This is a genomic window from Metabacillus sp. 113a, assembly GCF_050107635.1.
In the GTDB taxonomy this organism is placed as follows: domain Bacteria; phylum Bacillota; class Bacilli; order Bacillales; family Bacillaceae; genus Metabacillus_B.
Genome location: NZ_JBNILJ010000002.1, coordinates 179628 through 193959, shown reverse-complemented (window position 1 = coordinate 193959; position 14332 = coordinate 179628). Strand labels below are relative to the sequence as shown.

At 47.0% G+C, this 14332-nt stretch carries 15 protein-coding genes and 1 other RNA gene; 3 read left to right on the top strand and 13 right to left on the bottom strand.

What is annotated here, in order from left to right; all coding sequences use genetic code 11:
- Positions 1–433: 433 nt before the first annotated feature.
- The 4 genes from ACQCVE_RS05270 to ssrS all read right to left on the bottom strand — a co-directional run bounded on the left by ACQCVE_RS05270 (position 434) and on the right by ssrS (position 2821).
- A complete protein-coding gene (locus tag ACQCVE_RS05270) occupies positions 434–805 on the bottom strand; it encodes a DUF423 domain-containing protein (protein ID WP_426843139.1) in 372 nt (123 codons plus the stop codon).
- Positions 806–884: 79 nt separating this feature from the next.
- Positions 885–2174 carry a purine/pyrimidine permease gene (locus tag ACQCVE_RS05265; protein ID WP_426843140.1) on the bottom strand — a complete coding sequence of 430 codons (1290 nt, stop codon included), beginning with the start codon at positions 2172–2174 and terminating at the stop codon, positions 885–887.
- A 39-nt stretch (positions 2175–2213) separates the two neighbouring features.
- Entirely contained in the window at positions 2214–2519 is a 306-nt protein-coding gene (locus ACQCVE_RS05260; RefSeq protein WP_426843141.1) for a YwdI family protein, read from the bottom strand.
- A gap of 104 nt (positions 2520–2623) precedes the next feature.
- Positions 2624–2821, bottom strand: a non-coding RNA gene (gene ssrS, locus ACQCVE_RS05255) — 6S RNA.
- A 151-nt stretch (positions 2822–2972) separates the two neighbouring features.
- Between ssrS and ACQCVE_RS05250 the strand changes: the two genes are divergently transcribed.
- Positions 2973–3320 (top strand): general stress protein, encoded by a 348-nt coding sequence (locus tag ACQCVE_RS05250; protein WP_426843142.1) that lies wholly within the window; start codon positions 2973–2975, stop codon positions 3318–3320.
- Positions 3321–3410: 90 nt separating this feature from the next.
- On the opposite strand, the gene ACQCVE_RS05245 is transcribed toward ACQCVE_RS05250, so the two are convergent.
- From ACQCVE_RS05245 to ACQCVE_RS05230, 4 genes are all read right to left on the bottom strand, one after another.
- On the bottom strand, positions 3411–3857 hold the full coding sequence (locus ACQCVE_RS05245) for a hypothetical protein (RefSeq protein ID WP_426843143.1): 447 nt from the start codon (positions 3855–3857) through the stop codon (positions 3411–3413).
- A 43-nt stretch (positions 3858–3900) separates the two neighbouring features.
- Positions 3901–4230 (bottom strand): S-Ena type endospore appendage, encoded by a 330-nt coding sequence (locus ACQCVE_RS05240; protein ID WP_426843144.1) that lies wholly within the window; start codon positions 4228–4230, stop codon positions 3901–3903.
- A gap of 381 nt (positions 4231–4611) precedes the next feature.
- A complete protein-coding gene (locus tag ACQCVE_RS05235; protein WP_426843145.1) occupies positions 4612–5283 on the bottom strand; it encodes a uracil-DNA glycosylase in 672 nt (223 codons plus the stop codon).
- Positions 5284–5300: 17 nt separating this feature from the next.
- The gene (locus tag ACQCVE_RS05230) at positions 5301–6122 is read right to left on the bottom strand and encodes a glycosyltransferase family 2 protein (RefSeq protein ID WP_426861956.1); all 822 of its coding nucleotides are present in this window, start codon (positions 6120–6122) and stop codon (positions 5301–5303) included.
- A 136-nt stretch (positions 6123–6258) separates the two neighbouring features.
- Between ACQCVE_RS05230 and ACQCVE_RS05225 the strand changes: the two genes are divergently transcribed.
- The gene (locus ACQCVE_RS05225; RefSeq protein ID WP_426843147.1) at positions 6259–6591 is read left to right on the top strand and encodes a general stress protein; all 333 of its coding nucleotides are present in this window, start codon (positions 6259–6261) and stop codon (positions 6589–6591) included.
- Positions 6592–6911: 320 nt separating this feature from the next.
- Here the strand turns inward: ACQCVE_RS05225 and ACQCVE_RS05220 are convergent, their stop codons facing one another.
- The 5 genes from ACQCVE_RS05220 to ACQCVE_RS05200 all read right to left on the bottom strand — a co-directional run bounded on the left by ACQCVE_RS05220 (position 6912) and on the right by ACQCVE_RS05200 (position 13209).
- Positions 6912–7181 (bottom strand): GlsB/YeaQ/YmgE family stress response membrane protein, encoded by a 270-nt coding sequence (locus tag ACQCVE_RS05220; protein WP_426861955.1) that lies wholly within the window; start codon positions 7179–7181, stop codon positions 6912–6914.
- A 274-nt stretch (positions 7182–7455) separates the two neighbouring features.
- Positions 7456–9453, bottom strand: a complete 1998-nt coding sequence (locus ACQCVE_RS05215) for a beta-galactosidase (protein WP_426861954.1) — start codon at positions 9451–9453, stop codon at positions 7456–7458.
- Positions 9454–9473: 20 nt separating this feature from the next.
- Positions 9474–11009: a UDP-glucose--hexose-1-phosphate uridylyltransferase gene (gene galT, locus ACQCVE_RS05210; RefSeq protein WP_426861953.1), complete on the bottom strand. Its 1536-nt coding sequence runs from the start codon at positions 11007–11009 to the stop codon at positions 9474–9476.
- A 31-nt stretch (positions 11010–11040) separates the two neighbouring features.
- Positions 11041–12024: a UDP-glucose 4-epimerase GalE gene (gene galE, locus ACQCVE_RS05205; protein ID WP_426843152.1), complete on the bottom strand. Its 984-nt coding sequence runs from the start codon at positions 12022–12024 to the stop codon at positions 11041–11043.
- Between the two features lie 12 nt (positions 12025–12036).
- The gene (locus ACQCVE_RS05200; RefSeq protein WP_426843153.1) at positions 12037–13209 is read right to left on the bottom strand and encodes a galactokinase; all 1173 of its coding nucleotides are present in this window, start codon (positions 13207–13209) and stop codon (positions 12037–12039) included.
- Between the two features lie 239 nt (positions 13210–13448).
- Here ACQCVE_RS05200 and ACQCVE_RS05195 point away from each other — a divergent pair, with 239 nt between their 5' ends.
- A complete protein-coding gene (locus ACQCVE_RS05195) occupies positions 13449–14330 on the top strand; it encodes a helix-turn-helix domain-containing protein (protein ID WP_426861951.1) in 882 nt (293 codons plus the stop codon).
- Positions 14331–14332: the final 2 nt, after the last annotated feature.

Below are 14332 nucleotides of genomic sequence, written 5' to 3'. Positions count from 1 at the left end.
TGTGATGCTGACACATGAACCGGAAGCTCCTTCCAGCCCGGCGGTGTGCCTGGCAGGGGACGGGGGTTTAGTGCTTTATCACAGCAGGGGTCAGAGGTGGAAACTCCTTTCCCCTTCTCCCCCAACGCTTCTGTTACTTAGGGGACGGAGCAAATCCAGTAGACATAATGGGGGACGGAGGCACATCCTCCGACCCCCATTTTTCTGCTTTTTCAGGGACAGAGAGGACACCATGTAACCCCTTGTGCTTCTAGGAATTAACAAGAGTGGGGACGGAGGTTTAGCGCTTTAGCCTGGCAGGGGACGGAGGCAAAGGAGTAAGAAAAGGAACCAATCATCCAAAAGGCAAGCAGGTCAGACAGCTTTTCCCATCAATACAAGTCTGGAACCTCTAAATAAAAAAAGCCGTGCTAAGGCACAGCTTCTTCAGCGATTACATAAATTTCACCGCAGCGATTACAATCAGCACCCATGAAGCAAGGAAGCAAAGTCCTCCCAGCGGGGTGATGGCTCCTAATACGCTGATTTGAGTGACGGCAAGGATATAGAGGCTGCCGGAGAATAAGATAATGCCTGCGAACATGATCCATCCAGCCCATGTGACCAGACCGGCCTGAGAAACTTTGTCTGCAAGGAAGGCAGCGGCGAATAGTCCGCCCGCATGGAACATTTGATAGGTGACGGCTTTTTCCCAGATAGCTATGTATTTTTCGGGAATCTTCCCTTCAAGTCCGTGTGCCCCGAATGCACCTAGGCCAACGGCTAGAAAGGCGTTTATAGCGGCAAGGATAATAAACAGCTTCAAATCCATCATCTCCAGTTTTAGAATTCTCTCTTTTTATCATATACTACGGCATTAGCAGTTCCAACTGAACGTTTTGTGACTACTCTCTTTTCCCGAATTTACGGGTCAGCTGATCGACTGCGATGGCGATAATGGTCCCGAGAATCAATCCATTGTTAAATATGGAAATAAGGACCGGCGGGAAGCCCTCAAAGGCATCAGGCGGCACGTACATGGCCCCGGTTCCTGCCAAAAGCGCAATGCCCATCGTATAGAGCATTCTTTGTTTATCCTCTGTTTCATTTACCTGCTTCAGGGCCATTCCAATCATACCTGCGAAGACGACGAATTGAACCGCGAAGCCAACCGGGGCCGGAAGAGCGGCAAACAGGTTAAGGATGAATGGAACCATGCTCATCAGAATAATCAGCAGGTTAGCCAGGATGAACGGAAGCCTTGTCCCGTTCCCGGTGGTTGTGATAAACCCGGCTGCACCCGAGATGGGAACGGGTCCTACCGCTCCTGTGATCCCACTGACCCCATGGCTGATCCCTGCGAAAATGCCGGCGCGCTTTCCACGGCCTTTTTCTTCTTTTATCCCAGTGTCCAGCGCCTTTACTGCCTGCTCAGCTACTTTAATGCTCGCCAGCATGTTGGCGATGAGCAGCAGGGTGATGAAAAACGAAGTGACAATCATTCCGGCATTAAACACAGGTTGTCCAAAAGGAAAAAGGACAGGGAAGGAAAACATAGCGGACGGTTTTTCTACCGGCTTTGCCAAACCAAGCAGAGCAAAAAATCCCCAGCCTGCCAAAAGGCCGATCAGGATCGAGTATTGCTTAAAAAACTGGCGTTTCATCCGGCTCAGGAAAAAGGTAAAAAGAAGAATAACAGCAGCGGCCCCAAATACCGCAGGGTCTACCACAGAGCCTCTGTAGCCAATCCCCATAATGCCTTTTACGATCGGACCGCTCAGCTGGAAAACAAGCAAAAGAAGATAGGTTCCGGTTATAAGAGGGGTGAACAGCCTTGCAAGCTTTTCAACAAGTCCGAACAGGGCGAACAGAAGAAAGAAGCCTCCGCTCATGATGAGCGCTCCCTGAAGATTTTGCAGGGTCTCGATATAACTGGCAAAAAGCGTTGTGCTTAAGCCGGCATAGATTGAGTAAACGCCCCACCAGAGACCGGCGGGTCCTTCATTAATCGGCAATTTGTGCCCAAACAATACTTGCAGGAGGCCCGCCAGCCCAAGCACGAAAAAGGTGCTTTGAATCAGTACAGCGGTTTGTCCTCCATCCAGCTGAAAAAGCTGCCCGATTGCAATCGGGACAACAATTGTCGATGCAATAATAAAGACTGCCCATTGAAGGGCGGATAATAGCAATTTCATACAGATCCCCCATTAGTAAAAAGCCGGAGTACCGGCTTGTCAGAAATCAAACAAGGATGAACCGTTTGCTCCCTCATCCTCAAGCCGTTCCCCGCTGTGAATCGTTTTAGGAGCAGAGGGTTTAGACAATCCCATCATTTTATGAAGCTCATATTCGCTGATGCTATCTGCATTTGATGTTTTTGGTTTTACAGGGGCTTGTGCAGGCTCCTCATCAAGCACAACATCACACAGGCTTTTTACCACAAGGAGTTTTTCCCTGATGGATTGGCTGGATCCGGCGGCTTTTGCAGCCTGCACCTCAGCCTCCATTTTATTCAGCAGCTGGTGTATGGAAATATCCATTTTGCTTCCTCCTTTACCTGGAAATCCATCTGTTTATTTTACCACGAATCGGATGGCATAGGAAAAGCCAGCTTCCAAATAGGAAGCTGGCTTCGATTAAATAGTAAGCAGCCGCGTTTGCCGTAACTCATTATAAGAAAGTTTTAAACCACCACTTCTCCAAGTGGGTGTTCGCAGAACCGTTAAATGATGTCCTCCTTGTCTGAACAGACGAAGGCTTATCATTTTCGCTTCGATGTTAAACTCCCTATTACAGCTTAAAGGTTAAAACTTTATTATCATTACGAACAATGCAGCCAGTGTTCATATAGTACAACATTCGGCTGGATTGTACAAGCGGTTTGCATTATTAAGGCGTTTTGAGTCTTTAGCACCAAAAGAACATTCCCATGTTTCAATCTTCACCATTCGTGCTATTTAAATAGTGGATAACAAATTAGGAGGCGAAGACAGATGAAACCGATCGTAAAAGAATACACAAATGACGAAACGCTGAAGAATGATGTAATGGAGCTTAAAGGCCAAGGTGTAGATCCTAAGGATTTATACATTCTATCTCATGACGATGACCGTACAAACCGCGTTGCAAACAATGCAGATGCAAACACTATCGGACTTTCTGAAATGGGTCTTGGCAGTGCTGTAGGCAACATGTTCAGCAAAAAGGGCGATGAGCTTCGCGCGAAACTTCAAGAGGTTGGATTTTCTGAAGCAGAAGCTGATGCCTACGAAGAAAAACTGGATCAAGGGAAAATTCTTCTGATTGTAACGGATCATGAGCGTGCTAAATCCCTTGTGTAAGTAATCAATCATAATACTTGCAGAATAAAATAGTATAAAACACCTTCGGAAAGCCGGAGGTGTTTTTGCGTGTGCTAAACTTAATAGAATTTAGAAAACGATGGCATTTAGAGCTCTTGTTCGTGCCGTGATACTAGAGAGTCCTACACTTGTAACGACCTGGACTGTTATTGTATAAGTTACGGATGAACTGATCGTGTCATTCCAGGTAAGGTTCGGAATTTCAGAATCCGTTGTTGAAACAAGCAAAGAAAAGCGTTTGCTGATTTGTAAACTCGCTATAGGAGAAGCCGAATCATTCCTTCTTAAACGGACGATGAGGTTATAGTCCGGATTGAGAAGGGCTGCTATTAACAGCTCAACCGACAAATCCAGTTTAACCTGATGCGCGCCAGCACTCGGAGGACTGACTCCCAATGTTAAAACGGTTTGTTCTGCTGTGCCGGCAACAGGAAGATTTGAGTCTGCAGAGGCAGCAAAGAACAAGATTGGCGAAAAATTCCCATTCATATTTGGTGGATAACAGCATCCGCCCACACATTAACACCTCATTTAAATAGATTGGCAGTCAGACTGCTGCCTATGCTAAAACACGCTTATAAAGCGTGATACAGTATGTCCCATTGCCTCCAGCTTCTGTTGTAGTAATAGTAAAGTCAATGGGATTATTAACAGATTGAGAAATGGTATTGCCAGGTTCAGCACTTAGAGCAATCGCAGGGGCAGCTGTACCTGCTGCCGTAACAGCTCCCTGACTTGAAGCTGAGTTAAAAATTTGAAAAGTCCCCGATATATATCCTCCAGGGGCACCCCAAACTTGTTCATCAATTAATACCCCGTTAAAATTCCCGCATATTTCTTCTTTTATAAGCTGGGCTGAAGGACAGCAACCCGCTTTTGAACCACACATTGAAGCATTCTCCTTTCAAATTTTAAATAATAGATTATTCAATATATGTGATGATTCAAACCTTCATGTTGCAACCTGCATCCGTCTAGCTTCATACTATTTTTTGATAGATACAATCGCATTCCTCAGTAAATCAAGCTTTAATGGACATCTTTAACCGTATAATCTGACAGGGATTGTGCCAGCTTTTCTTACTTGAACTTCACAGATTTATCTAAGTTACTGTTATTCTGCGAAAGAAAAACCCGATTAACGTCTATGCAGCCATTTTTTGCGTCAGCTATCATTTACGTATAAAAAAGCCCAGAGTTTCTCTATCACTCTGAGCTTTATCTTTATAATTTTTAAGGACGGCTGTCCACCGTTGGATTTTAAGGCTGTTTACTCAATGCACCAATCAATTTCCCTCAGCCCTTTTCCCTTTAAAAACTCGTTGGTTCTGGAAAAAGGCTTGCTGCCAAAGAAGCCCCGTCTGGCTGAAAACGGACTTGGATGGGGGGATTCAATTACGGTATGCCTGGAAAGGTCGATCAGCTCTTTTTTTGCCTGGGCATGCTTGCCCCACAAGATGAACACGACCGGCTCGTTCTTATTATTCAGGCTTTTGATGACTTCGTCCGTAAACTGCTCCCAGCCTAATCCTTTATGGGAATTCGCTTCCCCCTTCCGGACAGACAGCACGGTATTCAGCAACAGGACCCCTTCCTCCGCCCACTTTACCAGAGAACCGTGGGAAGGCTCCGGGCATCCAAGATCTTCGCACAGCTCTTTATAAATATTTTTCAGAGATGGCGGCTTCGGGACTCCTTCTTTCACAGAGAAGCTAAGCCCGTGGGCCTGCCCAGGACCGTGATAGGGATCCTGGCCAAGGATTACGGCTTTCACCTCACGAAAAGGGGTCAGGTGGAGAGCGTTAAAAAGCTCATATGGATCCGGATAAACCGTCCCGTTTTCATATTCGTTTTTCAGCTTCTCCCTGAGCTCCAAATAATAGTTTTCTGAAAACTGGCCTTCAAGCTCCTGCCACCAGTCATTTTGTATCAGCTGCTTCATATACATCCCCTGCCCTGCTATTTTGCCAGTGAGTTTTCCTGAGCGAGCCTTGAGACAATCGGCATGCCGTCCCAGATGATCTCGCTTGAAGACTCAAGGTTTTTGATTTCCGGTTCCTCAAGAAGCGAATGAAAATTTTGGACCTCCAGCTCACCAAGGCTGTGTTTATCAGCGAGAATGTTTAAAAATCCCTGTCTTACCGAGGAGAGCTGGGCCGACTGATTATCCCCGCTGTTATCAAAGGAATAGACGACACCCGCTACAGGCACCCGCTTTACGATATGCTTCTTCATCACCCTTAAAATGAAATCCCAATCCCAGTAGTTGTGCACATCCAAATCAAAGTAGCCGATTTGGTCATGCAGCTCTCTTTTGTAAAGACTTCCGGATGGAACATAAGTGGAGAATCTTTTCATATTGTGAGCATCGTATTGATACGCAAACAGCTTTCTTTCCTGCGGAAAACGGATGAACCGCTGCCACTTAAAACGGACAATCTCAGCATCCGAGTAGGCGAGGTCCGCCTTGCTCAGTGCGCGCGCCATTCTCTCAAGATGAGACGGCATCAGCAGATCATCGTCATCACACAGCATGATCGCGTCGCCTGTCGCCTGCCTTACACCCAAATTTCTCGCTTGAACATGCCCGCCATTTTCCGTAAGATGCTGAATCTGAATAGGAAGCTCGGGATACATTTCCTTCAGCCGGTCCACCCGTTCACCCGCGTCATTTACGATAATAATTTCATGAGGCTTTAAGGTTTGGCGCATCAGACATTCCATTAGCTCAGCAAGCGCCCATAAACGGTTATATGTTGTGACCACGACAGAAATTTTCATTCTCCGACCCCTCCCTTGCGCATTCTTTGTTTTTATTAAATCATATCTTGCGTCTTATATCATCTTTCAATCGTTCCGTTTTCCCGCTTATTAAAAAGGGTAATGTGTGTTATCTGGTGGTATAGGAGGAAGCGGCATGAAATTATTTGTAGCAGAAAATGGCGTTCAGGCTTTAGATAAAGTAAGAAAACTCGAGGAACAGGGAATCAGCAGGGATTCTATCTATTTATTTGCTCAGGATGAAGAGCGCTCCAAGCATTTAACGGAAAATACAGACACGGGCAAAATGAATACACTGGACCAGGGCCTTTTTAATATGATGGCAAATGCTTTCCGCTCAAGAACTGATGAATTAACTTCCAAATTGGAGGCTCTGGGCGTCAGTCAGAATGAAGCCCTTCAATATGAAAATGAGCTGGCCAGCGGCCGGATTATTATTTTGGCACAGGAAAAAGAACAGCATTCATGAAAATTCGCGGGTGCCGCAGCTCTAAAGGTAATAGGGGGCAGAGACTGCACATGTCTGGGTCTGCGAAAGCTGGAGGACGAAGCCTTTGATAGGCAGATATTGAGGGGGGCTGGCACGGTGCCAGCCCCCTCCCTGATTTTTTTAGCTTAAGCGGACTTCGGCAAACTCGTTTAAAGAGAAGGGCCTGGAGCGTTTTAGGGGCAGACCACAAAAAAAATGCCCGGAGCATGGCTCGAGCATTTTTTAAGGAGGATGGGGGAACCAGCATTCTTTCGGTTCGTCCCCCATCCAACTGCTTTTTTTTGAGGCTTTACTGTTTTTTAATGGTTATGCGCTTTGCGTGATCCGCCTGTCTTTTTCATGATCAGCTGGACAACAAATACCACAATGGCTGCACCGATAATCGCTGGAATAATCGCAAAGCCCTGGATGTCAGGCCCCCATGTTCCGAATAGACCGTGTCCAAGCCATGCTCCTGCAAAACCTGCAATAATGGATCCGATAATTCCTCCCGGCATTGACCCTTTTACTAAAAGGTCACCAACCCATCCGATAACTAACGCTACTAAAACAGAAATAATAATGTTCATTAAATTGTCACTCCTTTAGGTTGTATTACTCTTTACATTCCTTCTAAATACTTCTTTAAAACCTTTTTTACTATAATAAGGTCTTTCGGCTTACCGATTTCCATTTTCAAACAGATAATGCCGACCGGGTCTTTGCTAACGCAGGATAGAACGTTTCATTTGGAAAAAGTCCGTTCCGCCCCTAGAGCAGGAGGGGGATCAAGCCAAAAGTACAGCAAAAAAAGTGCTCAGAGGCTCTGAGCACTTTTTTTCTGTTTACAGACTGGTGTGACGATCAGAATTCGATTTTAAAGAGCTTGGCGCCAAGCGGTTCAAGCCTGGTGGTTCTTGAAATTTGCTCATCTGTTGCACAATCCACCCATTGCCCTTCAGGCAGGGTAATCTCAGCGCCTGCTTCCGCAGAATGGTTCATGACACTCAGGAACGAACCGCGGCGGACCACTTCCACACCTTCAGCTGTCTCGATGGTTTCGGTCCCGGCATGTCTGAAAATATCTTTATACAGAGCTGTCAGCATGCTGTCCTCGAGAGCTGTTCCGATATAATAAACCGTTCCTTTTCCGAAGTGGTTTCTGGTTACGGCAGCGGTTCCCTCGTAGAAGCAGTCTTCATACACAGCAAGAACTTCAGCTGAAACAGGGTCGATGAGATCACACCAGACAGTGGCCGATGATTCCATTCCTTCCAGCGGGCCTGCCGAACCTTTTACTTTGTTCCCCTGACCGGTTTGAAGCGACTCATACTCGTTTATGCGAATGCCGGTCATGTCGCTGAGTTCTCCCGGAAGGGTTTTGCCTGTCACAAAGTTGTTCGGTTTTTTTACACCTGAACGGTAGCTGAACACTACGGTTCCCCCGTTTTCGGCATACTGCTTCAGTTTTTCCGTAAATACGGGGTCTTCAAGGAAATAGATTGGCACAAATACTGCTTTATAGCCTTCAAGGCTGCTGCGGCTGTTTACGGCATCTGTTGCGACATTCAGGTTGTGTGCCGGTGTATAGTGTCTGAGCAGCTCCCGACGATGGGAGAAGGCGCTGCTTTGAGGCTGGATGTTCCATGCCCAGGCGTTTTCCGGATCATAATAAACGGCAGCCTGCGCCTCGATGCGGGAGGCAATCCAGTCATCTCCGTGCTTTTTAAGGGAATCGATGACTTCTTTCACTTCATAGTATTTTCGTTTCGGCAGCCCGTCGTGATCCAAAATGCCGTGGCAGAACTCTTCTGTTCCAAATTGCGCAGCACGCCACCTGAAATAGACGATGGCTTCAGCGCCCCTTGAAATGGCCTGATAGGTCCAGAGCTTAATGTGTCCGGGTCTTGGAAGGTAGCCAATCTTGCTCCAGCCTTGAGCACCGGACAGCTCTTCCATCACCCAGTACCCTTTGCCGTTTTTCGTCCCGCGGCAGAGATCATGCTGATGGGCGATGGCTGCCGGGGAAATGGGTTCAGCGAGCCCGCCCCATACCGGATAGTTATCGTACGCGACATAATCCAGATCCTCCGCCATATCCCACTGGTTAATGGCCTGGTCGGTGTAGACAAAGTTATGGGTGATGAACTGACCGCTTCGTATATGAGCCCGGAGGCATTCGGTCTGAAGCCTGTTGTAGCGTGTGTACGCATCTGCACAAAAGCGGTCAAAATCGAGCAGAAGACTGGGGTTATGCTCCTGATATACTTTACGGGGCACTGGAATTTGCGACCAGTCAGTGTACGTCTGGCTCCAAAAGACCGTTCCCCATTCCCTGTTCAGCTCCCCGAGCGTCCCGTACTTTTCTTTAAGCCATGTTTGAAAAGCATGCCGATCGGCTTCTCCGTAGCTCCGGTCCGATTTTTCATGACCGTATTCATTGTCTGTCTGCCAGCCGATCACATCAGGGTGCGGACCAAAATGCTTCGCCATTTCTGTGACAATTTTTAATGTGAATTCATGAAAAACCGGGCTGTTCACTGTATAGTGTCTTCTTGCACCAAAGGAAATTTGAACCCCATTTTCATCTACGGGTAAAATTTCCGGATGCTTATGGATGAGCCACGCTGGCGGAGTTGCTGTTGGTGTCCCAAGAACAATTTTAATGCCGTGATCAGTCAAAAGCTTGATGGCCCGGTCATATAAAGAAAAGTCATAGCGTCCTTCTTCCGGCTCCATCAGCTGCCAGCCGAATTCAGCAAGCCTGACAACGTTGACCCCAAGCTCTTTCATGAGCCTCACATCTTCGGGCCATCGGGATTCAGGCCATTGTTCAGGATAGTAATCTACTCCGATATACATACAATCACACTCCAGTCTGCTTATTGTGAGGCGGGGACACCGCCGGTTTTTGTAATGAAGGCCGCAAATGATTCCAAGCCTTCCTCGTTCCTTTTAAACACTCCGGCATGCTCAAGAATTTCTGCAAAAACTTTCCCGAGTTCTTCCTGCAGCACACGGTAGCTGTTTTCCTCTGTCAGCTCTGTCTGTTCTTTTATGCGGAGAGCCCAATCGAGATGCTGATTAAGCTCAGGCAGCTGCTTGATGGATTCCTCTGCTCCATCAGCCGGTAAAAGCTTGCTGAGCTGAAGCATTTCTTCCGTCAGCCTTCCCGGCAGCACAGCCAGTCCCATTACTTCAATCAGTCCGATGTTTTCTTTCTTAATATGGTGGACTTCCTGATGGGGATGGAAAATTCCCATTGGATGCTTTTCACTCGTCCGGTTATTCCGGAGGACTAAATCCAATTCAAACAGTCCTCCTCTTCTTCTTGCAATTGGAGTAATCGTATTGTGAGGTTCGCCGTTCGTTTCCGCAAGCACGCCTGCTTCCGGGTCAGAATAGCGCTTCCATTCATTTAATAGGTGCTCTGCTGCCTGAGCAAGCTCTGCTTTGTCCGTTCCCTGGAGCCTTATGACCGACATCGGCCACTTTACCATTCCTGCTTTAATTCCGGGATACCGAGGATACACAAATGTTTTTTCTATTTCCGCCTTCGCCATAGGAAATTCATGACGGCCTCCCTGAAAATGATCATGGCTGAGGATCGATCCCCCTACGATTGGCAGATCAGCGTTGGATCCGAGGAAATAGTGAGGGTATTCGTCTGTAAAATCCATAAGCCTGACAAATGTCTCTTTTGAGATTTTCATTGGTTTATGCTCCCCGGCGAGAACGATGCAGTGCTCTTTATAGTAGACATAAGGAGAATATTGCAAAAACCATTCTTCCCCATTAAGTTCCGCCGGGATAATCCGGTGATTTTGTCTCGCAGGATGGTTCAGCCTGCCGGCATATCCGGCGTTTTCCTTGCACAGAAGACAAGCCGGATAGGTGCTCTCTTCCAGCTGTTTAGCCGCCGCAATGGCTTTCGGGTCTTTTTCAGGCTTAGATAAATTGATGGTAATCTCCATGTTTCCATAAGGAGTTTCAGAGTACCAGTGCTGATTCCTGGCGATTCTGTCTGTCCGGATGTAGTGGATGTCCTGCGCAAACTGATAATATTGATCCGTTGCCGCTTCCATCCCCTCACGTACGGCGGTCTCTCTGAATCTCCGAATCACCTCGGACTGGGAGGGAGTCAGGCAGCCCATCAGTTTCGTATCCAAGAGATCGCGGTACGTAACTGAATCCGCTTCAAGTCTTCCGTTTTCAAAGGCCCAGTCAAGTATTTTCTCTAAAATCGGAACAGGGGAATCCGGAACGGATCCAAGGTACGGCTCCGAATTTTCCCCGTCAAGCTGCAGAACCTCCAACAGCTTGTTTCGAACAAGATCCTGATCCCATTTGGATACGAGCTTTTTTTCGATGCCGTACTGAAGAAGCTCCTCAATAAACGAATAGATAGGCTTTAGCATGGCTTTCCCTCCCTATATGATTGTGAATGGCTTAATAGCCATTCGGATGCTTTTGAAACCAGTTCCAGGCGCTCTCAATCATCACTCGCAATTCCGCATATTTCGGCTTCCAGCCAAGCTCAGCCATTGCTTTTTGCGAGGATGCAACCAGCCTTGCCGGATCGCCCGCCCGTCTTGGAGCCACTTCTGCAGGGATTGGATGGCCTGTTACTTCCCGTGCTGCTTCAATGACTTCCTTCACAGAAAATCCGTTCCCGTTCCCGAGATTGTAGGTTCCGCTCTCCGCCTGGTCACGAAGACGGTCCAAAGCAAGCAAATGGGCATCTGCAAGGTCCGTAACATGAATATAGTCTCTGATGCATGTGCCGTCAGGAGTTGCGTAATCATCCCCGAAGATCATGATTTTTTCCCGCTGCCCAAGGGCTGTTTGAAGGATAATTGGAATCAGATGCGTTTCCGGCTGATGATCCTCACCCAGTTTTCCGTCCATGTGCGCGCCCGCTACATTGAAATAACGAAGCACCATGTACTTAATGCCGTATGCCTTGTCAGACCATTTCAGCATTTTTTCAATGGCCAGCTTTGTTTCTCCATAAGGATTTGTCGGCTCCGTCGGTTCGGTTTCCCCAATCGGAATATTTTTCGCTTCGCCGTAGGCGGCAGCGGTAGAGGAAAATACGATTTTTTTTACATTAAAGTCTTTCATGACCTTTAAAAGGGACAGAGCCCCATAGACATTGTTATCGTAATACTTCAAAGGATCCTCAACACTTTCGCCCACAAGGGAATCTGCCGCAAAATGCATGACAGCCTCAATGTCATTTTCTTCGAAAAGATGCCGCAGAAACGCTTCATCCCGAAGGTCGCCCGTGTAAAGCTTTGCTCCTTCAAGGACCGCCTTGTCATGACCCTTTTGCAGGCTGTCTGCTACAATGACGTCTTCCCCGCGGTCCAATAATTCTGATACAGCGTGGCTTCCAATGTAGCCCGCTCCTCCACATACTAAAATCGACATATGATTTCCTCCTTAAAATTGGGTGATTTCTCTTGCACCTTCGCCAACCTCTACAACATAAAACTCAGGCGTGAGTCCGGTTTCTTTTTCATAGGCCTTGCCGGCTTCTGAAATAAATGCCTGAACAAAGTCCTTTTCGACAATGCTGACTGTACAGCCTCCAAAGCCTGCACCGGTCATCCTTGACCCGATGACTCCAGGCTGCTTCCATGCAATTTCAGCCATCGCATCCAATTCTTTTCCTGTGACTTCATAGTCATCTCTCAAGGACCGATGGGATTCATTCATCAGCTGTCCGAAGCCGTTCATATTTCCTTCCGTAAGGTTTTTGACTGCTTTTAGCGTCCGGAGGTTTTCCATGACGGCGTGTCTTGCCCTTTTCCGGTCGGTTTCGTCTTGAATAAGATGCTGGTTCTCTCTAAATGCTTCTTCGGTCAAATCTCCCAGCGATTCAATATCCAGCTTTTCCTGAAGCTGCTTCAGCGCTCGCTCGCACTCTGCCCGACGCTCATTGTATTTGGAATCCGCCAGTGTTCTGCGCTTTCCGGTGTTGGCAATGATCAGCACCGAATGACTGAGCTTAAGCGGGCTGTATTGATACTCCAGTGTCTGGCAGTTCAATAATACCGCAGAATCCCTTTTTCCCATTCCGATGGCGAACTGATCCATGATTCCACAGCTGACTCCAATAAATTCATTTTCAGCGTGCTGGCTCATTTTGACAAGTTCAATCCGGTCAATCGCTGCTCCCGTAAGCTCATTCATCATAACAGCTGCCGCAAGCTCGATTGAAGCCGACGAAGAGAGGCCGGCGCCATTCGGGATATTTCCGAAAAAGAGAAGATCAAGTCCCCGCACCAGCTCAATGCCTCTGCTGCTGAATTCCTTCATGACTCCTTTCGGATAATTCGCCCAGTCGTGTTCATTTTCATATTGAAGATCTTTTACAGGAAATTCGATGATTCCTTTTTCATCAAAATTGACGGAATACATTCGAAGGAGCCCATCGGTTCTCTCCCTTACAAGACAATACGTTCCCACGTCGAGTGCGCAGGGGAATACATGTCCACCGTTATAATCGGTATGCTCCCCGATCAAATTGACTCTCCCGGGGGCAAAAAACATTCTTGGGTCTTCCCCCAATTCAAACACTTCATTAAATTGATTAATTAACTGTCTAAGCATAGCTCTCCCACCTGACATTATATAAGAAATTTGTGAACAGAATATTAAATTGAAAACGGATTCACACTCTATTTTTATTGTAGAGGTGTGCACTGGCAATGACAATGGTAAAATAGTTAAAAGCTATCGGTATTTTTTTGCTCCGAAAAATGCAGAATCCTAATATGGGCGGAATCAATCACGCAGGTTTTTCACTTTAACTAAATCATTTTTTGCTTCAGGATGAGGAGGAGTCTACTATGGCAGGTCTGCAGCACGGGGCCGTCGCCTTTCGCTTTAAACAGGACCCGGTGAGCGAATTGGCGCAGCTCTGGTCGGTGGGATGGGATCTACAAACCTCCCCAATTTATTCATGGAGCGGAACGGAACGGAAAGATCTTGGCAAGATCATTTTCCAGGTGACCCTTTCAGGATATGGAGACATTCAGATTGACGGAAAAACGCACCGGGTGCACCCCGGCCAGGCATTTGTTGTGAAAAGCCCGAGCAATTACAGGTATTATCTTCCCGAAACGAGTGAAAAGTGGGAGTTTATGTATATCACCTTGTATGGCAAAGAAGCAGACCGCTGCTATGAGCATATCAGGGAGAAAACAAACCAGGTGATCCGCTTCCACCCCGAGTCTGTTCCCGTTAAGCTGGTAAAGCAGATTTTCGATGAAGCCAACAGCAAAAATGTCACATCTGCCTATAAGGGCTCAAGTCTGGCCTACCAGTTTATAATGGAGCTTTATGAATATGTATCGGAAATGGACAGAGAGATGGATGAATGGCCTGAAAGTGTAGTAAGCGCGGTCCTGTTCGCAAGACAATCCTATCAGAATCCGATCGGTCCGGATGAAATGGCGGATGCATCCGGGTTATCAAGGTACCATTTTACGAGGATTTTCAAAAAAGAGACGGGCTTCACACCGATTCAGTATTTAACCAACATCCGGATTTCCAAAGCAATAGAATTGCTTGCCCATACGAAATATACGACGGAGGAAATTGCCGCACTCGTAGGCTATACAAATGCCAACTATTTAAATAAAGTTTGCCGGAAAGTCACCGGAAAATCTCCCGGCGAACTCAGGAAAGAAAAAACAGAATGGCAGTCAGATAAGTTCCTGCAGGAATAGCG